We start from the raw sequence: 23,067 nt of genomic DNA, 5'->3' as shown, positions 1-23,067 counted from the left end.
CCTTAGGATTTTATGGCTAACTAAAATAAAATCGAGCCGATCAAGAATTTTACGTCTTCCATGGAAAAGGTATTTCAACTTTGTCGCGCTGTTGTTTAAACAAACGAGGATTGCAGCTTGGCGGTTTAGTGCCCTGGGAACTGGTGCTTTCCCCCCTTCTTGGCAAAAAAACTATAACCTAGATAGGGAGAGTCGCAAGACTGTTTCACCACTTCCCGTTTACGGTTCCCCTATGATCAGCATTGATTTGACCCTTAAATATTCCCCCATGCCCGTGTCCGTACAGCGCAAGGAAAAGGATGGGGCGGAAGCACTCTATCAGACCATTGTCACTGCCATGCAGGGCGATCGCCCCCAAGTGTTGGAACTCACCTGTGAAAAGCAGACGGAGAAAAAGGTGGCCATTATGAGCGATCAGATTAGTGCGGTCATTGTTTCGGAGAAAGATGGTGCCGCCTCAGCGGGGAAAGTGCCGGGTTTTGCCGCCTTGGGCCAAATTGTTAATCAAGGTTAATGGAAAATTTCGATGCCATTGTGGTCGGGGCCGGCATTACCGGAGCGGCGATCGCCTATGAATTGCAAAACCAAGGGCAACGAGTACTATTACTCGAAAAACATCGTCAGCCTATCAACGCCACGGCCCTGAGCTATGGTGGCATTATCTATTGGGCTGGGGCCACTCCTCTACAGCGGCAATTGGGCCATGAAAGTCGCTATCGTTGGACCCATTTGAGCCAGGAGTTGGGGGGAGAAACGGAATATCGAGAGTTAGAGCTATTACTCTATCTCCGTCCTGAGGATGATGCCCAGGCCCTAGCTAAGCAGTTTGACCATTGTTTAATTCGGCCTCAATGGGTGGACCGTTTAACGGCGATCGCCATTGAACCCCAACTTAGCCCGGACGGCATTGGCGGCGGATTTGTGGTGCCCCAGGGCCACTGCCACGGCGGCAAAACCGTTAACGCCTATCTCCAAGCCTTTCTCCGGCTAGGAGGCATAGTCCGCATCACCGAGGTGCAAGGATTAATTACCAAGCAAAACCGGGTGCAGGGGGTCCACACTGGGGCGGGAAACTTTTTTGCCCATAACGTTATTCTGGCGGGGGGGGGTCAAAGCCTTGCTCTGCTACCGGAGTCGGGTATTAATTTGCCCCTCTATTTCACCCATGCCGCTGTGCTGCAAACAGTCCCTACCCAAGAAAATCTCCGCTGTGTGATTATGCCGGCGGATTTACAGCAACGCCCCAATTTAGAAGCCCTAGCCCCGACTTTAGATTGGCATCGGCCCGATGACCATTGCGTCGCCACGGTTGTGGAACCCGGAGCGGTGCAGTTTTTCGATGGCAGATTATTCATCGGTCAAATTAGCCAACTGGTGACTTCCCCCCGCTATCATCCCGACCTGGCCTGGGCCCAACAGCAGCTACAAACGGCGATCGCCAAAATTTTACCCCGCCTGGCCCTACTGCCGGTCACCGCCCACCATTGTTTAGTGGCCTTTAGTGGCCAAACCCTACCCCTAGTGGGGGAAATGCCTAATCTACCGGGGTTGGTGTTGTTCACCGGCTTCACCCATCCCTTGGTCTATGTGCCGCCCCTAGCGCAAAAACTGGCCCACCACCTAACCGTCGGCCGGGAACCAGTCATTGATCATTTGGCGCCGTTGCTAAACCCCCTGCAAACGGAAAAGTAGGATTTGGGTGCTTTGATCCCCACTAAAGTTATCGTCACTGATGGCAATTAAACTGGTGGAACCGTCTGGTAAGCGGGGCCCCAGGGTGATTCCTTCTAGATTATCCAACTCAATGCCCAAATCCTCCAGATCGAGCAGTAGTTCTTTGCGCATCGGGTTAATGGTGTTGGTACCAGGCTGAAAGCTAGCTATGCGGCTGGTGTCGGTGGCATTGGCATTGACCGTTTGGAAAATTTTGCCCTGGAATCCCGTCAGTCCAAAGGTTCGTTCTAAAGTGAGAAAATAACCTTCCCTGGGTAAAGCCACCATGGCGCTTAGGCCATGGAGCAGAGTGCCCGCTGGAGCTGGATCAAGGGGGTAAAGATTTTCACTGACTAAAACTGGTGCCCCGACGGAGTTAATTACGTAATGCAACCACCGTAAGGGAATTTCTTGGGGGGGATTCTCCGGGTCAAAGTCCTGGGCTAAAACACTTTCCGTGGCAGTAAAAAGGCGAAAAGGATCGTCCGCTAGGGTGCTAGTGGCGGCAATGGTTAAAGCCTCAAAACCGAAGTTATCCCGGATGCCCTGGGGTCGGTCTGCTTGGGGCAAAAATCGGCTGGGCAGGGGCAATCGCTCCAACTCCTGACCCGTTTGGGGATCAAATTCGGCAATTAAGGGCGGGCTTTGGCTCGATAAAACCCCTTCACTGCTGATGAACAGGGTTTGGCGGGGAGACAGGGCAATGCCTTCTGGGTCTAACAATTGACGACCGTAGGCTTCCCCTCCGCTGGTTCTGAGCTTGGTCATTCCCACTATTTCTGCTTTGGCAATCCCGATGCCCTCTTGCCCAGGGACTATGGTGAGGTGCATGGTGTAGAACCGAGGCGATCGCCGATCGTCGGTGACGGCATAAAAAAGATCCTGTTGGCGATCATAGGTAAGGTCGGAAATGCCTCCAACCGGTAAATCCTCTATTGCTTGTTTCGGTAGGGTATAGCTATCTAAAAATTCCAAGGACAGGGGTAAAAATAGGCGGGACTCTGCTTGCACCGCATCGGGGGAAACCCCACAGGCCACCAGGGTAAAGCAAACGATTGGCAGTATGAGCCTCAATGCAATTTTGGTCAAAATGTTGGTCAGCAACTTGATAAACCCTAAATTCCTGCCATCACTGTAGCTAACAAGTGGATTGATTCAGTTGTCCGGTGGCAGATGACTTGTTTGTCAGACCCTTTGGTTAAAGCAAGCTTGAGTCAGGATGGTTACAGAATTTATTTGCTTGGAGCTTGGCGACTTCTTCATCGCCCACTTTAGTAATGACAGATAGGTATTGGTCCGCAATGGTGTCCAGGGTAAAGTTTTCTTCAAAATATTGGCGGCCTCGACGCCCCATGGTTGCTGTTCGGCGGGGATTATTCTTAAGTTGAAGGATAAATTGAGCCAATCCTGCCCCGTCTCCGTTATCAATGGTTGCTCCACATTGAGCTTCGGCAATAATTTCCCGTAAATAGGAATGGGGGGGACAAATGGCGGCGATCGCCGTGCCTGCGGCCAAACAGCCATAGAATTTGCTCGGGACCACCAGCCCTTCCACCTGGGGCAAAATGGAAACCAAGCTCAGGTCGCAGGCGGTGAGGGAAAAGGGCAAAACCGGCTTGGGTTGGAAGGGCAAAAATAAACAATTAGTTAACTGGTGGCGTTGTACGAATTCTTGACAGACTGGGGCCTTAGCACCAGCTCCAATAAAAACAAACTGGACTTCTTCTTGCTGCAGTAGGCGAGCCGCTTCCATAACAGTTTCCAGGTCGTGGCACCGTCCCAGATTACCGGAATACAGTACGGTAAATGTCCGGTCCAAGCCATGGCGTTGGGCAAACCAGTTATCAGCTTTGGCCCTTGGTTGGATTAACACTCCATCCGCCCAGTTATGGACCACCTCAATTTTCCCTGCTAGGGCTGGTTGTTGGTCCGCGATCACCTTAGCCATGCTCTCGCTGAGCACAATAATAGCCTCTGCCTTTTGCCAAGTTAAACGATTTAGCCAACGCCACAATTTAACAATGGCATCCTTTTCCTTCGCCACCCCCAACTTCACTGCCACATCGGGGTAGAGATCATAAATCAGGCAGATATAGGGTTTTTTGTATAACAAATGCAGGATATAGGCCACCACCATTAGGTAGGGAGGCTCTGTAGTAACAAGAATCAAATCCCCCAGTCTGCTCCCTAATCTGAGTTTGACGATGGCGCGTAAACAATACAAAATTCCGGCGATCGCCCGCCCCCGTAATCTCTGGGGCCAGAGGCGGGAAGTCCTAGTTCTTCTGATCAAAACTCCCTGAGAGACTTCCTGGGATGGGGCAAGTTCCTGATCAAATGCATAACCCGGTTGCCCAGCAAAAATTTGCACATCAAGCTCTTTTTTGGACAGTTCGATGGACAGTTCTTCTAGCAGTTGCCCCGTGGCCGCATAGTCAGGGGGATAAAATTGGTTAAGAATGGTTAGCTTCATCAATAATTAGATCAAATCCCTAAAGGTACTAACAACAAAAGTTAGTTTTTACCTGGCGTAATTTCAGAGGAGTTGCCGTTTTTTGACCGGCTGACAGGGATTGCCAGAGTAGATGGTCATAGCCGCCAAATCTTTGACAGCCACAGACCCCAAAGTCAAAACTGCCTTTTCATTCACCCGTACTCCAGGTCCAATAACGGCGCTAGCACCGATCCAACTGCCAGCGGCGATGTGAATCGGACTGGTGATTAGGTCAAAGCTGGGTTTACTCCAAACGTAATTGCCCAGGGTTAGCCGCCAAGGGAATTTGATCTTGACGTGGGGTTTGATATTAACTCCTGTACCAATTTTGGCCCCGAATAATCGCAGGATAGCTACCTTCAGCCTGGCCATGGGCAGTAGGGGCGTTTGGACTAAAAAATCCCCAATGGAATACCATAGCAATTGTTTAAACAGCGGGGCTCCAGGGTGATATTCTCCTTGCTGGTATTGATTAAGTTGCATGGTAATAATTTACGCCAAAATTAACTGGTTCGACAGCAAAAACAACGGAATTTATTTAGAATTTGGGAGAATGCTGCGGTCGCTCAGTTGGTTACCAAAAACAAAGGAGCAAGAATACGGCCAGAAAACTTGCCATGGTTTCAGTTTGGCCAATGGTCGGAGAGCTACCAATGGAACATTTCTTGTACTGATATTTTTATTTCGGGAAAGGCTTGGCTACGGATGATACCTTCGGAGTGGGTTTGTTGCAGGCGATAATCTTCTTTGTCTGGTGCTCGAAAAATAAATAATTGGCGTTTGCTTAGGTCTGCCACCCAATATTCGGGGATGCCTTCTTGAGCGTAGATTTGTTTTTTGTCGTTGAGGTCGTAGGCTTGGGTACTGTTAGCTATTTCAATTAACCAAAAAATATCGTCGGCCTGAGGATGCCTTTCTTTGTAGCGCTCCTGGGGAGCTAGAACAATGGCAATGTCAGGTTCCGGTTCAGATTGACTCAGGGTAATGGGATGGGCTTCCCTCACTAGAGCTAATCCGTGCAGGTTTTGGCGCAGATAGTCGGCAACGGTGGTGGTGGTGTAGCTATGGAGTGGTCCTTCGGGAGCCATGGTCACTAGGTCTCCGTCTAAAAGTTCCACTTTCTTACCGTCCAATAGCCCCTGTTCAATGAGGTGGTGATAGTCTGGAACTGTCCATTTCAGCAGGGTAACCATGGTTATTTCACAGGCAACGGGGGACTAGTCAATCTTAACAATGAGTATGTTGGGAAAGGGTTGGGCGATCGCCTATTTATTCCCCGTATTCCTGGAGGAAACTGAGGAAATCGATTAGGGCTGCTCTGGTGTCTGGGCTAGGGGTAAGTTGATACCGTGTTGGTCGAAGGAAGAATCGATTTTGGATTCGAGCACGGCGAGCCGCTCGTTGTCTTTCCTGATCTGCTCGGTCTCTTTCTTGATCTGTTCTGTCTCTTTCCTGATCTGCTCGGTTTCGGCTTCGATTTCCAGAGTTCCACTCAAGGCCGAGATTAACCAGGAGAGCCGCTGTGCCCAACGTGAACGCCAGGAAACTCCAGTCGAGGATGGTGAGGGGGATGAGTTGGAAGGGGGTGGTGTCGATGTTGCCATAAAATCTCAGTAGGGCCGCCACAGCATAAAGGAAAGTGGTCAGGGAGCGGGGCAGTAAGGCTAGAAAACTTGCCATAGGTTCATTTTAGCTGTGCCTTCAACTCACCCAACATTTGCCTTGTGCCAACTTGGTAAGCTTTTTGAATTAGTTGGGGAATCATTGACATTACGGCCAAATCTGGAAAAACTTGACTTTGGTTGCTTTCTAAATAACCTTGTTCTGAATAAAGGTAAATTTGTAGTTGATTGTTGCTATAAATCCACACTTCAGGAACGCCAATGGCTTGGTACGCATCGATGACGGTTTTGGAGCTTAAATTGCATTCAATTGCTAAATCTGGGGGGGGAGATTGATTCAGATCAAGGTTTTTGTATTCCCGCATCTGGGATGCATTTTGGATGTAAAAACAGCTATCTGGTTCTATGCCAGCGAAGGGAGGCTGTTTAAGGGTGGTGGAGCCAAAGTCTTCCCAGTCGCGCTCTTGGCATTCCAAAATAGCTTTGACGATATCGGTAATCAGACGATTTGGTTTTTCATGTAGGGCCAGGGGAGCCATGATTTCCAGTCGGCCTTGATAGTAAGCGAGTCGGGAATGACGTTTTTCTCCGAGTTCTTTTAGCAAAGAGATAAAGTCTACCCAGGATACATTGGGGATAGTTAAATGACTACCAGGGGCGATCTCAATGCGGGGAATGGCAACGGTGAGGGTCATGGGGAATTATTCGCTATAAAGGAAAGTGGTCAAGGACCGGGGCAGTAGGGCCAGAAAACTTGCCATAGTCTTAGTTTAGCTAACCGGCGATCGCCCTATGCCACAATCTGCTCGAACGAGATGTTAGGAATATTGGTTCTTTGTTGAGCGTGTTCAATGGTTATGGCACAGACATTTCCGTGCATGTCAATGTCAATTAAAGTGTTATCGTCCAAATCCCTGGTTTCGACAATATTGGCAGACTGAAATTCAATATAAAGGGTATCTGTATCAGTAAAGTACTTAATCTTCATGGTTTGAAGGAGCGGTCAAAAAATGCATTATGGACAGTTTCTCGATCTGACAATAAAACTACACGCAGATATCTACCTTCCATTTCCGGGATGGAAGCCCATAATTTGATTCTACCGTCTGTTTGAATTTCTTCCTTGAGAGGATTGTTCATAGTGTATTCTATCCACTCCAAGTGAATAATTAACCGATCTGGTCTTTGTCTGGTAGCTAAAAAATATTGGGTAAATTTCATTCAAGATTATCAAGCTCGCCGTTTATTCGCCGTATTCCTGGAGAAAGCTAAGGAAATCGATTAGGGTTGCTCTGGCTTCTGGGCTAGGGGCAAGTTGATACCGTGTTTGGAGAACAAATCCTCGATTTTGGATTCGAGCACGGCTAGCCGCTCGTTTTCTTTCCTGATCTGCTCGGTTTCTTTCTTGATCTGCTCGATCTCTTTCTCGATCGGCTTTTTCTCTTTCCTCAGACGCTCGGTTTCTTTCTTCGTCTGCAAGATTATCTCGTCGAGTTTCGCGTTCTCTTGTTTCAATCTCTCGGTTTCGGCTTCGATTTCCAGTGTTCCACTCAAGGCCGAGATTAACCAGGAGAGCCGCTGTGCCCAACGTGAACGCCAGGAAGCTCCATCCAAAGATGGTGAGGGGGATTCGGGGGATGGGGGTGGTGTCGATGTTGCCATAAAACCTCAGTAGGGCCGCAACGGCATAAAGGAAAGTGGTCAATGAACGGGGCAGTAAAGCCAGAAAACTTGCCATGGTTACAGTTTAGCTAACTGGCGATCGCCATTGCTACGGTTGTGTGCATGGGGAATTATCGCCATGGCGTTGTTGGTGCCAAGCCCAGGCATGGGTCAGAATATCTTTTGCCAGGGGATATTGGGGTTGCCAACCGAGGATTTGCCGAGCTTTTTCACTGCTGCCCACTAAAATCGGGGGGTCTCCCGGACGGCGATCGCCTTGTAGCACGGGAATGGGGCGATTGGTGACTAACTGGGCTGTTGCAATCATTTCCCGCACAGAGAAGCCATTGCCATTACCGAGGTTAAAGATGTTGGTAGCTCCCCCCTGCAAAAGGTAAGTTAATCCGAGAACGTGGGCCTGGGCCACGTCGTTGACGTTGATCGCCTATTTATTCACCGTACTCCTGGAGGAAGCTAAGCAAATGAGCGATCACACAAATTACTATTTTTGTAGTAAGTCAAAAAATTTTTCTTTTTCAAGTCCAATATCTTTAATCATGCCCATCAGTGTCCCCTGCTTTAAATCTTTTCCGGGATGGATGGGAACCACAACTCGATTACCCTGGGTATTTTTATAAATGGCATGGCTCCCTTTCTGGCGCTCCAGAAAAAATCCGAGCTTTTTGATTACTCGAATAAAATCTTTGGCTTGGACGCTTGGAAGATTGCTCACACCAAAATACTCAATGGTTTGACAATTAAATCTTCCTTAGGAACGGGCTGATGTTCGGCTATCAAGCTTTCAATGTATAGTTCAATAGCCTCTGTAATGTTTTGTATGGCTTCTTCAAAGGTGTCTCCTTGGGAATGGCATCCTTTGAGCATTGGGCAAAAGGCGTGATAACCGCCATCAAGCTCTTTTTCTAGAAGAACAGTATAGTTATAAATTTGCTTGGGAGTGACTGTCATGGTTACTTTTTTCATAAGGGAAACGTCGTCAGGGAGCGGGGCAGTAAAGCTAGAAAACTTGCCATGGCTCTAGTCCAAGATAACGCAGTCAGGTTTTGGTCCCTGATTCAGAATCCAGCGGTAAACGGCAAGGGTGTCCTGGGCGATGGCATTCCAGTCGTAGCATTTGACGTATGCTCTACCTCTTTCCCCCATAGTTCGTAATTCCTGGGGATGTAGAATTGTTGCTTGCTGGAGAGCATCGGCAATAGTCGCAACTGTCGGTTCTACCCACCAACCACAACGGTAAGTTTGGAGATCTTGCCAGGGAGTCCCAGTGGTGGTGATGACGGGAATGCCATAGGAAAGGGCTTCGGCAACTACGACGCCAAAGTTTTCACTAAAGGTGGGCAGAATAAACAGATCAGCCTGACGGTAAAGGTTGGCTTTGGCTTCTCCCTCCACAGAGTCAAGGATTTTGATCGTTTGCTCTAATTGGTGTTGTTTGATTTGGGCTTGAACTTCAGCACGGTGATTATTTTCGTTGGGGCCAGCAATGAGTAGTTGCCAGTCTGGGGGGGAAACTTGATGCCAGGCTTGGATTAGGTTCATTAATCCCTTTTTGGGATGAATGCGACTGAGGAATAGAGCTGTTCGGTGGCGTGATGATTCCGGAGGAGATGCTTGAGATTCTAGCGTGGGGAAAAGAATGCCGTTGGGAGTAATAGCTATAGGCTGACGCAGACCAAAATGACGAAGACTCTGGGCTTCCTGGTTGGCTGTGGCAAACAGTATTTGAGCCCGTTGTAGATCACGATTTTGATAGAGCCATAGGGCAATCCGTTTTTTGAATTTACGGTAGTTGAGGGCCCAGGGTTCGAGCATGCCTCTAGGATGGATAACTAGGGGAATGTTATATTGCTTGGCAGTTTGACTCCTCCAATAGCTAATCGGATGCCACAGGCCATGGCCATGGATAATGTCGGACGGGTAAGAGCTTAAACGGGAGCGGAGTAGGTTATTTAATGGCAATCCTAGGGATAGGGCAATTCTGTGAGAGCTGTTTACAATGATTCGATTAACTTTAGAGTTTGGAGCAGGAGCAACAACTGAGCTATCTGTTAAGCATTGGCTCAAAAGAGTAACTTCGGTGAAGTTCTGGTGGGAAAGGGCATCAGTCAAATTGGTAACAGTTATGGATGGCCCCCCTGCTTCAGGGGCCAAGTCTGCAATTATGTGTGAAATTCTCATATTACTGGTTGAATTGAGCAGATAAAAGTTGAGCTAAATTTTGTTTAAACTGCTCAAATCCATAAATTTCAATCACTTTTTGCCGGAGAGTTTCTGGTTGATAGAGAATTGGTAAGGGATAGGTCTTTTCTAGGATTTGGGTAATTACTGTGCTAATTTCGTCCAGATCATCGGGATTCACTAACACTCCCAGTTCGCCATTGCATAGAGCATCGATCGCCCCATCTTGATTACCACCAATGGTGGGTTTTCCGCAGGCCATGGCTTCTAGATACACAATACCAAAACCTTCCCCTTTACTAGGCATGGCGAAAACATCACAGAGGTTATAGTGATCGGCTAGTTCTTCGTCGGGGATGAATCCTGCTAGGGTAACGTAATCTTCTAAGTCTAGATCTTGAATTAGTTTTTCGATTCTAGGGCGATCGCCTCCTTTACCGCCGATTAGGTAATGGATATTGGGAATAGTTTTAATAATCTCTGGTAAAGCACGGATAATTTGGTCATAGCCTTTATAACGTTCTTCCCCAGCTAATCTGGCAATGGTCAAAATAACCTGCTGATCTGGGGTGAGATTATATTTTTCGAGTAAAGATTGGGGTTTCGGGGCAATTTGAAAGCGTGAAGTATCAAAGGTATTAGGAAGAACAACAACTTTCTCTGGATCAAGAGCTTGTTCCTGGAGGAGGCGATCGCGGGTGTAGTGACTAACGGCCAGAATTCGGTCAGCATGGCGCAAAGCTTGAATGATATGCGGATTTTGGAGGTTCCAGGCATCTACTCCATGGGCCACTGTCCAGTAAGAAATACCCATTAATCGTTGAACCAAATGAGCTACAGGAGTGAAATTAGCATGGCCGCAAATAATTAAATCTGGTCTTTTTTGGAAGCTACTGATAAATAATAAGAGAGCAAAATAAAAAGTTCTCAATTTTAGAGGAATATTTCCTCCATAATGAAATTTAGTTTCAGGCAAAACTCTTACATTAGGCGTGTAATGGGTATCATGTTTTAAAAAGACATCATAGAAGGCATTTGGATAGACTTCCTGTAAAGCTTCGATCAAAAAAGCACAATAAACTTGAATTCCTCCTTTAAACTGGAAAATATTAGGCAACCAAAGGTGAACTTTGAGGTTTCTAGGCATAGTTTTTATTTAAATTTTAATTCTTTAGTCCTATATATTCTTAAAAATTAGATTGATATTTTCTGAATATGAACCTGATTTAGACACATATAGTAGTTTCAAATAAGGCTGAGACGCTAAACGCCACAGTAAGAACGGATAATTTCATCAAGAGACGTGTCAATAGGAGCGTACATTCTAGCTCGTTTCAAGGCACTAAAGTCATGCTCAATATCATTTAAATCAGGAGAATATTTCGGCAAAAAAAGAACTTCATGACCTGCTTCTTTAGCCAATTCTTTAATGGCAGTTTTACGATGAATAGGAGCATTATCCATTATTAATATTGATGGAATGTCGAGGGAGGGTAGTAAATATAATTTTAACCATCCTTCAAAGCCTTCTGCATTCAAACTCCCAGTAAAAACCATCGGTGCAATCAAATCTTTTTTTCCTTTTCTTCTCCCTGCTACTAGATTTTCTCTGACTCCCCTTTTTCCTTGTCTATCTCCATAAACTTTTTTTCCTTTTTTTGACCAGGCATAAATACAAGCCTGGATTGCTTCGAATCCAGATTCATCTATGTAAACTATAGCTTGACTACCATAGAGCTTGATTAGTTCTCTTAACATTCTATAGTACTTAACTCGTTCCTCCCGGTTTCTTTCTCGATAACGTAGTTCTTTTTTTTTTCTGTTTATTTTCATTTTCTTTAATGCGTAATATACGGCACTCGGCCTCACTCCAAATTTCTTGGCTCTGTCTATCAATCTTGCATCGGGATTTTCTTCTACGTCTTTTTTTAGAGCTTCCCAGTCTAATTTCCTATGGCGACGCTCTACTTTTGTTGGGCTTAAATCTACTCTATTTAACCATCTGTATATCGAGGCTTTTCCTATTTTATATATCTTGGAAGCCTCAGTTATTTTTCCTCCAGCTTCTATATAAGCTACTACCCTTTGCCTTAAATCTAAACTGTAAGCCATTGTTTAAACCTGTTCATTTTGTACACCCCATAATTTTACATTAAATTCTCTCATCGTTAATTGAAGTGACTATAAAAGCTGGGAATACTTCCAGGGTCTTTCAAGGAAAACTGCTAAAACTTGATGTTTTTAAGATCTAAATTATCATAAAATATTAGTCCCAATAAAATTGGAATAACAGCATAGCTCTCGAATATAATCGTCGTGAAACAAGAAATAATAAGGTAAAAAGATAGGGCATTTCTGCTTTGTAGCAAATCTCCTGTTAGAACTAGGTAGTCTTGACTGTTATTTATATTAATATGCCTAGGAGTTTGCTTAAATAAGTTTATTACAATCAATATAAATAATAACAGACCTGTGATTCCAAACTGACCAATTAAAGATGCTGGTGTAGAGTCAGATAAAAAATTACTGCCATCATAACCTGTCAGGATCAATGCATTAGAGCCATAACCTAAATAGTTGCCAAAAATGAATTCGTAAGGATTGAGTCGGTTAATTAGGTTGAAAAGAATATGATATCTACCGTCTTGTAAAGGCGATGCAGTGTCATCTGCACGGTTACTGATAAGGTTAATTCTTAAGAGAAGAAATTGTAAAAGAGGGACTGTAAGCAAAAAGGCAAAAGTTAAGTTCTTAGCTCTAGTTGAAGCTATGGATTGACGAGATAGCTTTATAGCTACAAATAACAAAATGAATATGCCAATTATTAACAACGATGCTCGCGACCCTGTAAAAAACAGAGCAATACCATAACTTATAATTAAGAAAAAACGAATTATATTAGGCGGAAGCATAAAAAGATTTACCATTATCAGTAGAGCTAAGAAGCGTCCTAAGGTATTGGGATCGGCAAAAGTTCCGACGGATCTCGCAGAGCCAGAATGTAGCCAATCAAGACCATTATTGATGATTGCACTATTGCGTTGAAGAAAAGAGTGATAAACCTGAATAATGCCAATTATATTTACGCATTCTAAAATTATTCTGAAATAAAAAAAATTGAGATGCTTATGGCAAAAAAATAGCAAAGAAGCAGTAATTAAAAATGGCCTAATCACCGCCACTATGGTGAATAGAGTTAAATTAGTGACATCTCTACTGGCAAAAAGGTTTGATAGGGACAAAAAAAACAGTAGGATGAAAGATAGATAATATCTCTGAAGGTTTATATTGGGACTAAAATCCAGAATTTTTCTTCGGGGGAAATATATGCTTGCCAGTAGTAACACCAGAGAAAAAGCATCTTTAAGTATCTTTTCCCAAGTAGGCACCAAGTCTAGGTAATCACTGTATTTATAGAAATAAGCATCCCAGCTTTGATTGACGGCATAATCAGACATCTTCCAATAAGTCAAGCTAGAGGAGGCAATAATTAAAAAAAATAGGATATGAAGAAAAACGACTGGATCCGTTAATTTATTAATTCTTATGGTGGGCATGAACGTGTTGGTTTAGTATAGTAACAACGTTTCTCCAACTTAAATTTTCTTGGTAATAAGCATAGGTTTTTTCAGTTAAATCAGCAAAGGCAGATTTTGTACTTAACATACTTAAAATTTTTATCAGTTCTGATTGGAAACTAGAATATATACCATCAGGTACTAAAAATATACTTGGTTGATCTTTCAAAAACGAGTCAGTTAAATCACCATCAGTTCCTAAGATAGGTAGTTTATGTTCAATGGCAGACATCAATGACCCTCTTTTAGCGCTTACCCCAAATTCATGGGGCATTATCAGTAAGGTACTGATTTGCAGATATTGAGACAAAATGTCCGCCGAGAGATAGCCAGGACGAACTACAGGATTTGTGCAAGATATGTTCAGAGACTGGGCATTTCCTAGGAAAAGCCAAGTAACGGACAGAGAACGGGAACGGAGATAACGATCTAACTTAATCACCCATGATTTACGAATAGAACCAATACATCCATACAGAGTTAGTACTAAGCTATCTGGAGAAATATTCAACTGTTGACGTAAATTATCTTTTTGCTGGGATGAAATTATATTTGGAGCAATATTATTTGGAATGGGCAGGTAGCAAATTATTTTTTGATCTTGAACTAAGCGTTGAAGCTGCCGAGAATATTGCTCAGAGCCACAAAAGATACTATCACTAGACAAGGCTAAAGCTTTAAGTGCATGAGCCTGAACAATCCCTTTAAACCAGGTACCAGGATAGCGCAAAAACCAATAATAGGTTTCATGAACTATCAAAACAGTCTGCATAGACTGGGCACATTGTTTCCAGAAATTCACCAAATTTAGGTCATATCCTTGAGAATTGTATAGGTAGGGAGCGTACTGCAACACAACTATTTTTACTGATGCTTGATTAAGCAAATTCAATAGTTTTTCATAATCTTTTTGGGTATTTCCTTCTAACACTGGAAACACCGGAACTTCACCATGAAAAGATTCACAACTTTTACCAGTTAGCAAGCTCAGTTCGATGTCTTGATATTGATTAAAATATTTGACCAAATTAACCGTATAGTCCCCAACACCGCAGACATAGGGATGGGTTTTTGCTGTAATGGTCACAACGGGGTTTAATTGGGAGGTTGTCATGGCAAAATTGAATAACGATTACTCTCATATCCGATCTTTGTTTTTGTGAGTATCAATATTTCCCATTTGACCTCGCATTAATCATCATTTTTACCACGTCTGGGGTTTTATACTCTGCTTTCCACCCCAATTGCTCCTGAGCTTTGCGGGGATTTGCTTTACCCATTGCCAAATCCGTAGGACGAAATAAACTTTGATCGATGATGACATGCTCCCGCCAGTTTAATCCCAATGAAGAGAAAGTAATTTCCACAAAATCCTGTAAAAGATAACTCGCCCCTGTGGCAATGACATAATCATCTGGTTTTGCCTGTTGGAGCATTAGGTACATAGCCTCGACATACTCTGGAGCCCATCCCCAATCCCGACTGATGCTGGTGTTGCCCAAATAGAGCTTTTCCTGACTGCCCTGGGCAATACGACACGCAGTAGCGATAATTTTTTGAGTCACAAATCTTTCTGGCCGCAAGGGAGATTCATGGTTAAAAAGAATGCCGGAGCACGCATATAGATTATACGCTTCTCGATAGTTTGCCACTTGCCAAAAGGCGGCGGACTTGGCCACGGCATAGGGACTCCTAGGACGAAAGGCGGTATTTTCATCAGCGGCGGAATTGCCTGTATCTCCAAAGCATTCACTAGAACTAGCGCTGTAGAGTTTGATTGGTTTGTCCAAAAAGCGAACAACTTCTAATAGGTTTAAGGTGCCGATAGTGATACTTTCTAGAGTTTCAACGGGCTGTTCAAAGGATAAACCAACGGAAGATTGTCCGGCAAGGTTATAAATTTCATCGGGGTTGACCTGTGAAACCACCTGCAAGACACTGCGGAAGTCTGTTAAGGCCATGGAGACGACTTTTATAGACTCCCGGATACCCAAAATTTTGAGATTACGGAAATTGGATATTTGAGCGTCCCTTGACGTACCCCAAACGGCATAACTTTTTTCAATTAGTAGTTGAGCTAAATATGCCCCATCTTGTCCTGATATGCCAGAAATTAATGCTATTTTCATAATAAATTATAGAATTTTTATTCACTCTTATGCGACAACAAAACAAGGGTTGTCGTGTGCAATTTACGCTTTATCGATAAGGGCATAGAGCAAGTTACATTTTCAAAAACTAAAATCCAAGACTTGGGTAAAAACTTTAATAAATAATGTAGTTTAATATGGCCATTTGTTAATGAATTAGTCACCAGTCTAGCTTCTTTAATAACTAATCCTGCTTGATGTGTTAGTTGTTCAACCTCGTCTAAATGAAGTAAAAAAATATGTCCATCTGAGTTTGGTTGAAATTGCATTTTTTCATATTGACTAGGATCAGAACAGTCAGAAAATCTAGGTAAATGATTTTTGAAATACTCTCCATTAGGGGTACTTAAGACAATATGACCATCTGGCTTAAGCATTTTGGCAATATTTTTCAAGAAATTATCAGGATGAGCAACATGTTCGATTACTTCCGCAATCAAAACCACGTCAAATTGCCCGTCAAAATTCAAATCAAAAATATTTCCTGGTGCATAGTTAACAGTACCTGACTCCCATTTTAGTTTGACATAATCAATTAATTCTTCGCGTAAATCATTCCAAGTAACCTCGTATCCCATTTCTGCTAGTGTTAACGTAAAATTGCCTTGTGCCGCAGCTACATCTAGAATTCTGGCTCCAGGCCTAGCGACACTCTTAATCAAATTTAATGTATGCTTTCTTCGGCTTTCATAAGCATAAGCATAACCAGGAAACTTTAATGAACCATAAACTTCCAATAAATCGTATGGATAACTATATTTCCAGCTATCAGGCCAATCATTCTGACAAAAAATTTTTCTCATGGTTTTTAAGTGGTTATACTATCCAAGTGGTAAAGCAAAGTCTTTACAAAATAAGTGTTATGATCATGCCAATGCATATCAAATTTATTCGATTTTAAATATAGCTCAAAATAAAAACTTTGAGCCTTTAAAATTTAAGCACAAAAAGACCTAGAAAATAATTCGAAATTTGACCATGAATTTATTATGCATTTAATGGTTAATTTTGGGTCAAGAATAAATTGCTTCAAAATTTCATAGGAAAATAGACATTTATTTTTAAAAGTTGATTGATATAGAAACGAATGACATAACATCGCAAAAAATCTGGATGATTGATCCATTTCTTGGTCAGAAAATGACCGAGCTTTAGGATTAAAATGATGAATAATATAGGTAGAATCTAAATGACGTATGCGATAGCTTAAATAATATAAACGACTCCCCCATTCTAAGTAAGAAGCACCAAACTTATAGTATTCAACAAATCTTAAACCTGATGCAAAAATTTTCTTCGGATAAATACTAGCACCATCGGCGATCGCCCAACAATTTTGAGTGTCTTTAGGATAGAAAGAAAAACCACGAGGATGTAATTGACCAGGACAGGGATGTGGGGCGTTTTCGATAGACGATGTTGGCGAATATTCTCCAATAATCCAGATAGAAGATGGATCTGACTGAATAGCATTTAAACAAACTTCGATATGTTGTTCAGGAAATTCATGATCATCATCCATTGTGCGAATATGAGTACCGTAACAAGCTAAGGCAACATAGTTACGATTAGCATAAAGTCCCCGCTTTGGTCCGTCGATGTAACGGCATCCCCATTTTTGAGCAATCTCTTTGGTTGAACTCTTATATAAATCATCTGAGTCGTCTGAAACCACGACTTCAAAAGGTTGAACTTTCTGATCTCGCAAACTTTTTAAACAACGCTCTAAGCTATCAGGACGATTACGAGTCACTAAAGCAACACTTAAATTAATTTCTTCTTGTTGATTCACCATAATTATTTTTTATTCAATGAAATAAAACAAGTTACAATAGCCTTTCGTTTCCCAATTGTCAGACAAAATAGTTTCTTGACTTTTGTCAAGGGCATTGTGAAAATGACGACATCTATAGCCTAACTTTTTTAGATAATTATGTACGTTCCATTCTGACAACTTGCTGACTTTGGCTAACAAAGTATTGAATTCGACACATAACCAGGGTTGATATCTAATTAAGGTCTTGTAGCTTCCTTGCAAACATTCAAGCTCAAAACCTTCAACATCTATTTTAATACCGTTAACAATAGCTCCGTCTAAAACTTGATCTATTGTGGTTAAAAAAACTTCTTGTGTATCTCGCGTTGCATTGTCTTTAATACAAGAAATATTATGAGTAGTATTGCACTCAAAAAATACTGTTTTTTGTTCATTGCCCACGGCTTGGGAGATCAAATTAATATCATTCTTAAATCTTGATAAAGATACATTGTCCGATAATTTTTAAAAAGTTGATGGATTGGGTTCAAAAGCATATACTTTGCCAGAATAACTCACTCTAGAAGCAGCAACTAAAGACCAAATACCAATATTTGCACCACAATCAACAAAAGTATCTGACGGCTTCAATAATTGAGTGAGTAATTCTAAGTCTTTTTGCTCCTCTCTTTTTAAGTAAACCATAGCTTCGTAAGGAATACTCAAATCACATAGGATTTTTTCGCCGCCTGGCAATATTCTATATTTGGTTCTATGGTCTTTATTTTGATTCATCCAATATCTAATAATTCTCCATTTACCTTTAAATTCAGGAGTTGTTTTGATAAATTGACCAATGTAGTCGTTAATAGTTGTTTTCATGATATTTTTATACAAATACTCATTTATAGTTTTAAGATTTGTTTAGTAAACATAAACGATTTTGATTTCTAGGTGCAATTTGGTGACGATGAAAAAGTATTTTTGTTGCTTAATCTTATGCTAAGTAATTCATGTGAAAATTTTGTGTTTTAAGAAAATTGTTTAGTAACCTCCATGCATTTATTAGATAGTCAAGAATAGCTATAATAACCTTCGATCAAATCTGAAAATCTAATGGTTAATCGGTGGATAAATAACTTCTATATTTTTTCAAGTATTATGCAGAATCGTTATATATTTTTCAAATAATATTATGAATACGTCTGTTATTTAAATTATTTCGTTTAATTTCCCAAGCTAATGCGGTGCGAAGAATAATATCTAAGTTATTGTACTTTGGTGTCCAATTTAACACTTGGCGAATAGAGTCTGCACAGGCTATAACTGAAGCTGGATCGCCCAAACGTCTTTCTGTTTCTCTGACCAAAAAATCAACCCCAGAGATTGCTTTAGCTCGATCAACCACCTCTCGTACGCTATAGCCTTGACCATAACCACAATTCAGAATTTGACTTTCTCCCCCGTTTTCTAAATAACGAAGAGCATCTAGATGGGCCTTAGCTAAGTCTTCTACGTGAATATAGTCACGAACAGCGGTGCCATCACGGGTTGGAAAATCTGTGCCAAAAATATCTAGCGAGGGTTTAAGATTCAGAATTGCGTCACAAACCGACCGTACTAAATGGGTAGTTGTCTTCGACATTTGCCCTAAACGCCCCTCTGGATCAGCTCCTGCAACATTAAAGTAACGTAGAATTACATATTGTAGAGCAGAGGACTTTGCATAATCTTGAATTATCCATTCACTGGCTAATTTTGATCGACCATAGGGATTTATTGGACAGGGAATCTCGGCTTCAGATATGGGATTAGACGAGGAGTTACCATAAACAGCAGCAGTACTTGAAAAAATCAGTCGGTTTACACCAAATATCTGACAACATCGTATTAAACTGAGAGTGTTACTAGTATTGTTTGCGTAGTAGTTAAGAGGATGAATTAAAGATTCTGGAACTATTAAGCTACCAGCAAAATGCATTACCGCAAGTATCTCATGCTCATGAAATACCTGATGAAGACGTTCGGTGTCGGCAAGATCGCCAATGACAAGTTGACCATAGAGTATTGAACTGGGAAAACCAGTCGAACAATTGTCATATACGACTATGCTGTATCCTGCTTCACCGAGCTGGCGGACAACACTGGAGCCAATATAACCCGCTCCTCCTGTAACTAAGATTTTGGGTGGGGAAGACTGGGTCATTGTTTACTCCTAAAATCGTGGTAAGCATTCAAGGTTTCATTGGCAATACTCGACCAATCAAAACTTTGAGCAACTTCAACACACTGTTTTGACAACTCTGTATAGCTTGTCTCGTCCAGACACAGTAAGTTTATGAGCTTTTGGCTAAATTGTTCAACATCTCCAGCGGGAACTAATAGTAAATTATCAAAGCGACGTAAAGCTTCCCTTGTACCTGGAATATCGTAAGCAATAACAGGTAAACCAGATGCCAGTTTTTCTAAAATAGAAGTAGGAAATCCCTCTATATAACTTGGAAAAGCGCCTACAGTTGCTTCACTTAGAAGAGTTGGCAAATTAGCGTTTTTATAACTTGGTACAATCCTGAGACAATCTGATGAAGGATAATTTAAGTCTTTCATGATTCCTTCTACACCACTTCTTGAATATCCACTTGTACCTAGGAATAAAAAATTAGCAAATGGAAGTTTATTTCGAACCTTATTAATAATCGCAGGCCAATCTCTTGCCCCTTTACCATTCCCCCAAGAACCGACAAAAACAATTTGTTGATTCATCAACCTAATTTTAGGCAATTTAGATTCTCTGAAAAAATCTTGATGCTGTTTTTCTGTCAATCCATTTGGTAAATAAACAGATTTGTCACCTAAGTTTAAAACATCACGAACATAAGCTAACTCATCAGAATTTATCAAAATTATTCCGTCTGCTTTTTGAAAGCTTAATAAATAATTTTGATTTTGCTTTTTCTGTTTAATTTTGCGTAATTTCCGCAGCAACAATTTAAATACATTGTTATTACCAGATAAGTTCCATGTTTTTTGCACAAGCTCTTGAAATTGTTGATGAAAAGCATATAATCCAACGCTTCTTACAATCAAGGTTCCATTGAATTTTAATTCTTCTTTGGAAAAGGGTAAATTACCCTGTTGAGCATCAATTATGTCGAAAAAGTTAGCATGTTTTTGAATATATTCTTTGGCTCTCTGTGAAAAACTTGGCATAAATAGCCTATAAAGCCATAGTAATTTTGGTGGCAAGGATTTTATTTCAGGAAAAGCATCATAGTAGTCAAATTTTTCAACAATATGTCCTTGTCTAGAGAATTCTTTTGCTAACTCCATTTGGGGTTTGGGTCCCCCTAAGTTAGCGTCCCAAGGCATATGTAATACCATTAAGATTTTTAATTGCTTTTTATCCATAAGATTGGGTAGACCAAGTTTGGGATATTAATTGATTAGATTGCCTCTTGAAGAAACCCATTAAACTAATTTGTCCTAATAGTTCTTTTTAGAAGTTTATAAATTTGTTCGCCAAGCAAAGATCGAAAAAATATTTTCCAAAATAATGGCCAAACAGCCAGGGTAGGTCTTTTAACAATGGTTTTAGTAATTTGTAACCAATGAAAATTGTCCAAGGAATTTATATAAGGTTGGAGAGAGAGATAATCAAATGCTTGGATTCGAAAAAATATTTTTTCCAGCCAAGTTGGTAAATTTTCAGCTTCTGCTAGAGCTACTTTATGCACCTCCGGTTCTGGCACTATTGCATGAAAGTCTATTCGTGATATTGTTCCCATGGTTTTACTGTCCTCATGCCATCTGAGTCGAGTTAGTTTTTCTTGAATCCAAACTGACTTAGGTTCTTGATTTAAGACTCTTAGAAAAAATTGAAAATCCATGGCGTAGTATAGCTCTATACTTAGTGGAAAACATTGGTCTGCCATTTCTTTTTTTACAAAGATTGCTGGCTGTGGCAAAAAGCCAGACGACCAATATCGAAGATATTTTTTGAAATAAGTGGGATCTGATTTTTCTGTGGATGTAATTGCTTGATTAAAATGGGTTCCATCAGCATTAATATTTAGACATTCACCAACAATTAAATCGTATCCTTTTTGATAAAAGTTGATAACTTTCAAAAGTGTAGATTGATCATAGTAGAGATCGTCGGCGTTGAGCCAGGCAAACACGTCTCCTGAACAATAACGATACCCCTTATTAATAGCATCTGTTTGTCCATGATCGGGCTCACTTGCCCAGTATTTCAAATATTTTTCGTATTTTCGAATAATTGTAACTGTGTTATCTGTCGAACCACCGTCAACGACTATGTACTCAAGGTTAGGATAGCCTTGTAGTAAAACAGAACGAATAGTTTCTTCGATAAACTGACCATAGTTATAACTAGGAGTAACAATACTGATTTTTGGCCAATCCGAACCATCAGGCATTTTTTCCGGTAAAGCTTCATTTTGCTCTGTCCAGGGCCAGCCTGTTTTACCCGGTGGGGGAGCTGGCAAATCATTAAGAGTGGGAGCTTTTACTATTGGATTCATATAAACGTTCGCAAATAAATATTTAAGTTCTCGTAATTTTATACGGTTAGCATGATTGGTGTTAAGAGTTGATCGCCTTTAGGAATTCTCATTTATAAATTGAAATCACTATCAATAAAGAAGTCAGAGCCGCAATAAGTAGCAATGTCAGAGCATATACTTGCTTTTAAAGCAAAGTAGAAATATTTTTATTTTAATCATTCGCTGAACTGCCATGGCCTACTTGGTTAAAATTATTCTATAGAAGAGAACGATATGTTTCAACTGTTTGTTGTGCAGTTTTATCCCAACTAAATTTTTTGCATTGTTTTTTACCTTTTTGAATCAGGCTATCTCGTTTTATTGGGTTTTCTAAAACATACAAAAGTTGATCAACTAACTGATCCATCGATTTGGGATCAAATAGTAGCCCTGCGTCACCTACTACTTCCGGAATGCTAGAAACATTAGATCCAATTACGGCAGTGCCACAGGCCATGGCTTCTAAAGGTGGAATACCAAACCCTTCATAAAGGGAAGGATAAACAAAAGCAATGCTCTGATTATAAAGCTTGGCTAGTTGTCCGTCTGTAGCTCTGCCATAATGGACGACATTTTTCGATAAGCCTAGGAATTCAAGGCGTTCTTTTTCTTGATTTTCAAAGGGTGAGCCAACGACACAAAGCAGTAAGTCGGCATATTTGGGTTTGGCAGTGACTTTTTGAAACGCAAGTAGTAATTGATCAAAGTTTTTGTATGTTCCCCTAGCACCCACATAAAGAAAGTAAGGTTGTGTTGGCACTGAAGCATTAACGTCAATATTATCTTCACTAAACTCTGTAGCTAAATAGGTTACACTGACGCGATTCTCTAAGGCAGGATATTGATTTAATAAATCTCTCTTTGTGTTTTCTGAATTGCATAATATTGCCTGTGCAGCAAGAATAGCGTTTCGCTTAATTTCAGCCTGCTCACCATTAGGATCCATGTAGTCGGCAAAGATTTCATGGATCATGTCATGGACTGTAATGACAACTGGACATTGATAGCTTTCAATTCGACGACCGGTTAAAAGCGAATAATAGGTTGGGTGAGCTAATTGAGGTTTATATTTTTCAGAAAGATATTGAAAATACTCTTTTCTTACCCAGTTACAAATTCTACCTGGGCGAAACCTTAAGTCAAAACGATACAATTCAAGGTGGGGATGGATGGGATGACTACCTGTTTTTTCCCTGCCGGTGGTTAAACCAGGATAAAAGTCTTCTGGCAATCGACTTATTAAGTTATCAAAGTAGCGGCTAATCCCCCCAGATTGCTTGGAGTAAGCTGCATAAATTAAACCATCGTAAAAGATTTTCATATTATGA

General features: G+C 41.5%; 27 protein-coding genes. 2 read left to right on the top strand and 25 right to left on the bottom strand.

Annotated features, from left to right (window positions below; all coding sequences use genetic code 11):
- The first annotated feature begins 232 nt into the window (after positions 1–232).
- On the top strand, positions 233–514 hold the full coding sequence (locus tag C7I86_RS01915) for a hypothetical protein (protein ID WP_010871571.1): 282 nt from the start codon (positions 233–235) through the stop codon (positions 512–514).
- Complete coding sequence (locus C7I86_RS01910; RefSeq protein ID WP_010871570.1) at positions 514–1,692, top strand: FAD-binding oxidoreductase; 1,179 nt, start codon at positions 514–516, stop codon at positions 1,690–1,692. The genes C7I86_RS01915 and C7I86_RS01910 overlap by 1 nt, the downstream gene beginning before the upstream one ends.
- Here the strand turns inward: C7I86_RS01910 and C7I86_RS01905 are convergent.
- The 25 genes from C7I86_RS01905 to C7I86_RS01780 form a co-directional block, all read right to left on the bottom strand.
- Positions 1,666–2,802, bottom strand: a complete 1,137-nt coding sequence (locus C7I86_RS01905; protein WP_223211331.1) for an esterase-like activity of phytase family protein — start codon at positions 2,800–2,802, stop codon at positions 1,666–1,668. The two genes, C7I86_RS01910 and C7I86_RS01905, sit on opposite strands and share 27 nt — an antisense overlap.
- A gap of 109 nt (positions 2,803–2,911) precedes the next feature.
- Entirely contained in the window at positions 2,912–4,186 is a 1,275-nt protein-coding gene (locus C7I86_RS01900; RefSeq protein ID WP_010871568.1) for a glycosyltransferase family 4 protein, read from the bottom strand.
- Between the two features lie 63 nt (positions 4,187–4,249).
- Positions 4,250–4,690 carry a hypothetical protein gene (locus C7I86_RS01895; protein ID WP_010871567.1) on the bottom strand — a complete coding sequence of 147 codons (441 nt, stop codon included), beginning with the start codon at positions 4,688–4,690 and terminating at the stop codon, positions 4,250–4,252.
- 164 nt (positions 4,691–4,854) lie between these two features.
- Positions 4,855–5,400, bottom strand: coding sequence for a Uma2 family endonuclease (locus tag C7I86_RS01890; protein ID WP_010871566.1), 546 nt, complete (start codon positions 5,398–5,400; stop codon positions 4,855–4,857).
- A 76-nt stretch (positions 5,401–5,476) separates the two neighbouring features.
- Positions 5,477–5,887 (bottom strand): hypothetical protein, encoded by a 411-nt coding sequence (locus tag C7I86_RS01885; protein WP_010871565.1) that lies wholly within the window; start codon positions 5,885–5,887, stop codon positions 5,477–5,479.
- A 4-nt stretch (positions 5,888–5,891) separates the two neighbouring features.
- Complete coding sequence (locus C7I86_RS01880; RefSeq protein ID WP_010871564.1) at positions 5,892–6,524, bottom strand: Uma2 family endonuclease; 633 nt, start codon at positions 6,522–6,524, stop codon at positions 5,892–5,894.
- A 95-nt stretch (positions 6,525–6,619) separates the two neighbouring features.
- The gene (locus tag C7I86_RS01875; protein WP_010871563.1) at positions 6,620–6,817 is read right to left on the bottom strand and encodes a DUF2283 domain-containing protein; all 198 of its coding nucleotides are present in this window, start codon (positions 6,815–6,817) and stop codon (positions 6,620–6,622) included.
- A 255-nt stretch (positions 6,818–7,072) separates the two neighbouring features.
- Positions 7,073–7,567, bottom strand: a complete 495-nt coding sequence (locus C7I86_RS01865) for a hypothetical protein (RefSeq protein ID WP_010871562.1) — start codon at positions 7,565–7,567, stop codon at positions 7,073–7,075.
- A 33-nt stretch (positions 7,568–7,600) separates the two neighbouring features.
- Complete coding sequence (locus tag C7I86_RS01860; protein ID WP_010871561.1) at positions 7,601–7,918, bottom strand: UDP-glucose 4-epimerase; 318 nt, start codon at positions 7,916–7,918, stop codon at positions 7,601–7,603.
- A gap of 75 nt (positions 7,919–7,993) precedes the next feature.
- Positions 7,994–8,224, bottom strand: a complete 231-nt coding sequence (locus tag C7I86_RS01855) for a type II toxin-antitoxin system HicA family toxin (protein WP_010871560.1) — start codon at positions 8,222–8,224, stop codon at positions 7,994–7,996.
- A complete protein-coding gene (locus C7I86_RS01850) occupies positions 8,221–8,460 on the bottom strand; it encodes a type II toxin-antitoxin system HicB family antitoxin (RefSeq protein ID WP_041425907.1) in 240 nt (79 codons plus the stop codon). Before C7I86_RS01850 ends, C7I86_RS01855 begins: the two co-directional genes overlap by 4 nt.
- Before the next feature lie 69 nt (positions 8,461–8,529).
- Positions 8,530–9,690, bottom strand: coding sequence for a glycosyltransferase (locus C7I86_RS01845; protein WP_010871558.1), 1,161 nt, complete (start codon positions 9,688–9,690; stop codon positions 8,530–8,532).
- 1 nt (position 9,691) lies between these two features.
- Complete coding sequence (locus C7I86_RS01840; RefSeq protein WP_010871557.1) at positions 9,692–10,837, bottom strand: glycosyltransferase; 1,146 nt, start codon at positions 10,835–10,837, stop codon at positions 9,692–9,694.
- A gap of 116 nt (positions 10,838–10,953) precedes the next feature.
- Positions 10,954–11,802 carry an IS630-like element ISTcSa family transposase gene (locus C7I86_RS01835; RefSeq protein ID WP_010871248.1) on the bottom strand — a complete coding sequence of 283 codons (849 nt, stop codon included), beginning with the start codon at positions 11,800–11,802 and terminating at the stop codon, positions 10,954–10,956.
- A 113-nt stretch (positions 11,803–11,915) separates the two neighbouring features.
- Entirely contained in the window at positions 11,916–13,148 is a 1,233-nt protein-coding gene (locus C7I86_RS01830; protein ID WP_223211330.1) for a hypothetical protein, read from the bottom strand.
- 79 nt (positions 13,149–13,227) lie between these two features.
- Complete coding sequence (locus C7I86_RS01825; protein WP_010871555.1) at positions 13,228–14,382, bottom strand: glycosyltransferase; 1,155 nt, start codon at positions 14,380–14,382, stop codon at positions 13,228–13,230.
- A 52-nt stretch (positions 14,383–14,434) separates the two neighbouring features.
- Positions 14,435–15,397, bottom strand: a complete 963-nt coding sequence (locus C7I86_RS01820; protein WP_010871554.1) for a GDP-mannose 4,6-dehydratase — start codon at positions 15,395–15,397, stop codon at positions 14,435–14,437.
- 17 nt (positions 15,398–15,414) lie between these two features.
- The gene (locus tag C7I86_RS01815) at positions 15,415–16,221 is read right to left on the bottom strand and encodes a bifunctional 2-polyprenyl-6-hydroxyphenol methylase/3-demethylubiquinol 3-O-methyltransferase UbiG (RefSeq protein ID WP_010871553.1); all 807 of its coding nucleotides are present in this window, start codon (positions 16,219–16,221) and stop codon (positions 15,415–15,417) included.
- Positions 16,222–16,355: 134 nt separating this feature from the next.
- Positions 16,356–17,213, bottom strand: a complete 858-nt coding sequence (locus C7I86_RS01810) for a glycosyltransferase family 2 protein (RefSeq protein WP_010871552.1) — start codon at positions 17,211–17,213, stop codon at positions 16,356–16,358.
- 9 nt (positions 17,214–17,222) lie between these two features.
- Positions 17,223–17,636 carry an FkbM family methyltransferase gene (locus tag C7I86_RS01805; protein WP_010871551.1) on the bottom strand — a complete coding sequence of 138 codons (414 nt, stop codon included), beginning with the start codon at positions 17,634–17,636 and terminating at the stop codon, positions 17,223–17,225.
- Between the two features lie 63 nt (positions 17,637–17,699).
- Positions 17,700–18,056: an FkbM family methyltransferase gene (locus C7I86_RS01800; protein WP_010871550.1), complete on the bottom strand. Its 357-nt coding sequence runs from the start codon at positions 18,054–18,056 to the stop codon at positions 17,700–17,702.
- Between the two features lie 301 nt (positions 18,057–18,357).
- On the bottom strand, positions 18,358–19,380 hold the full coding sequence (galE, locus tag C7I86_RS01795; RefSeq protein WP_010871549.1) for a UDP-glucose 4-epimerase GalE: 1,023 nt from the start codon (positions 19,378–19,380) through the stop codon (positions 18,358–18,360).
- Positions 19,377–20,582, bottom strand: a complete 1,206-nt coding sequence (locus C7I86_RS01790; RefSeq protein WP_010871548.1) for a glycosyltransferase family 4 protein — start codon at positions 20,580–20,582, stop codon at positions 19,377–19,379. Before C7I86_RS01790 ends, galE begins: the two co-directional genes overlap by 4 nt.
- Positions 20,583–20,647: 65 nt before the next feature.
- Entirely contained in the window at positions 20,648–21,718 is a 1,071-nt protein-coding gene (locus C7I86_RS01785) for a glycosyltransferase family 2 protein (RefSeq protein WP_010871547.1), read from the bottom strand.
- A gap of 238 nt (positions 21,719–21,956) precedes the next feature.
- Positions 21,957–23,060, bottom strand: a complete 1,104-nt coding sequence (locus C7I86_RS01780) for a glycosyltransferase family 1 protein (protein ID WP_010871546.1) — start codon at positions 23,058–23,060, stop codon at positions 21,957–21,959.
- Positions 23,061–23,067: the final 7 nt, after the last annotated feature.

The sequence above is a fragment of the Synechocystis sp. IPPAS B-1465 genome, from assembly GCF_003015225.1.
Taxonomy (GTDB): domain Bacteria; phylum Cyanobacteriota; class Cyanobacteriia; order Cyanobacteriales; family Microcystaceae; genus Synechocystis.
This window is presented reverse-complemented; position numbering and strand designations above follow the sequence as displayed.

What these genes read in the sequence shown, in the direction of transcription:
- C7I86_RS01915 (WP_010871571.1), top strand. Translation starts at nt 233, where the DNA reads ATGATCAGCATTGATTTGACCCTTAAATATTCCCCCATGCCCGTGTCC.
- C7I86_RS01910 (WP_010871570.1), top strand. Translation starts at nt 514, where the DNA reads ATGGAAAATTTCGATGCCATTGTGGTCGGGGCCGGCATTACCGGAGCG.
- C7I86_RS01900 (WP_010871568.1), bottom strand. Translation starts at nt 4,186, where the DNA reads ATGAAGCTAACCATTCTTAACCAATTTTATCCCCCTGACTATGCGGCC.
- C7I86_RS01895 (WP_010871567.1), bottom strand. Translation starts at nt 4,690, where the DNA reads ATGCAACTTAATCAATACCAGCAAGGAGAATATCACCCTGGAGCCCCG.
- C7I86_RS01890 (WP_010871566.1), bottom strand. Translation starts at nt 5,400, where the DNA reads ATGGTTACCCTGCTGAAATGGACAGTTCCAGACTATCACCACCTCATT.
- C7I86_RS01885 (WP_010871565.1), bottom strand. Translation starts at nt 5,887, where the DNA reads ATGGCAAGTTTTCTAGCCTTACTGCCCCGCTCCCTGACCACTTTCCTT.
- C7I86_RS01880 (WP_010871564.1), bottom strand. Translation starts at nt 6,524, where the DNA reads ATGACCCTCACCGTTGCCATTCCCCGCATTGAGATCGCCCCTGGTAGT.
- C7I86_RS01875 (WP_010871563.1), bottom strand. Translation starts at nt 6,817, where the DNA reads ATGAAGATTAAGTACTTTACTGATACAGATACCCTTTATATTGAATTT.
- C7I86_RS01865 (WP_010871562.1), bottom strand. Translation starts at nt 7,567, where the DNA reads ATGGCAAGTTTTCTGGCTTTACTGCCCCGTTCATTGACCACTTTCCTT.
- C7I86_RS01850 (WP_041425907.1), bottom strand. Translation starts at nt 8,460, where the DNA reads ATGACAGTCACTCCCAAGCAAATTTATAACTATACTGTTCTTCTAGAA.
- C7I86_RS01845 (WP_010871558.1), bottom strand. Translation starts at nt 9,690, where the DNA reads ATGAGAATTTCACACATAATTGCAGACTTGGCCCCTGAAGCAGGGGGG.
- C7I86_RS01840 (WP_010871557.1), bottom strand. Translation starts at nt 10,837, where the DNA reads ATGCCTAGAAACCTCAAAGTTCACCTTTGGTTGCCTAATATTTTCCAG.
- C7I86_RS01835 (WP_010871248.1), bottom strand. Translation starts at nt 11,802, where the DNA reads ATGGCTTACAGTTTAGATTTAAGGCAAAGGGTAGTAGCTTATATAGAA.
- C7I86_RS01830 (WP_223211330.1), bottom strand. Translation starts at nt 13,148, where the DNA reads ATGTCTGATTATGCCGTCAATCAAAGCTGGGATGCTTATTTCTATAAA.
- C7I86_RS01825 (WP_010871555.1), bottom strand. Translation starts at nt 14,382, where the DNA reads ATGACAACCTCCCAATTAAACCCCGTTGTGACCATTACAGCAAAAACC.
- C7I86_RS01820 (WP_010871554.1), bottom strand. Translation starts at nt 15,397, where the DNA reads ATGAAAATAGCATTAATTTCTGGCATATCAGGACAAGATGGGGCATAT.
- C7I86_RS01815 (WP_010871553.1), bottom strand. Translation starts at nt 16,221, where the DNA reads ATGAGAAAAATTTTTTGTCAGAATGATTGGCCTGATAGCTGGAAATAT.
- C7I86_RS01810 (WP_010871552.1), bottom strand. Translation starts at nt 17,213, where the DNA reads ATGGTGAATCAACAAGAAGAAATTAATTTAAGTGTTGCTTTAGTGACT.
- C7I86_RS01800 (WP_010871550.1), bottom strand. Translation starts at nt 18,056, where the DNA reads ATGAAAACAACTATTAACGACTACATTGGTCAATTTATCAAAACAACT.
- galE (WP_010871549.1), bottom strand. Translation starts at nt 19,380, where the DNA reads ATGACCCAGTCTTCCCCACCCAAAATCTTAGTTACAGGAGGAGCGGGT.
- C7I86_RS01790 (WP_010871548.1), bottom strand. Translation starts at nt 20,582, where the DNA reads ATGGATAAAAAGCAATTAAAAATCTTAATGGTATTACATATGCCTTGG.
- C7I86_RS01785 (WP_010871547.1), bottom strand. Translation starts at nt 21,718, where the DNA reads ATGAATCCAATAGTAAAAGCTCCCACTCTTAATGATTTGCCAGCTCCC.
- C7I86_RS01780 (WP_010871546.1), bottom strand. Translation starts at nt 23,060, where the DNA reads ATGAAAATCTTTTACGATGGTTTAATTTATGCAGCTTACTCCAAGCAA.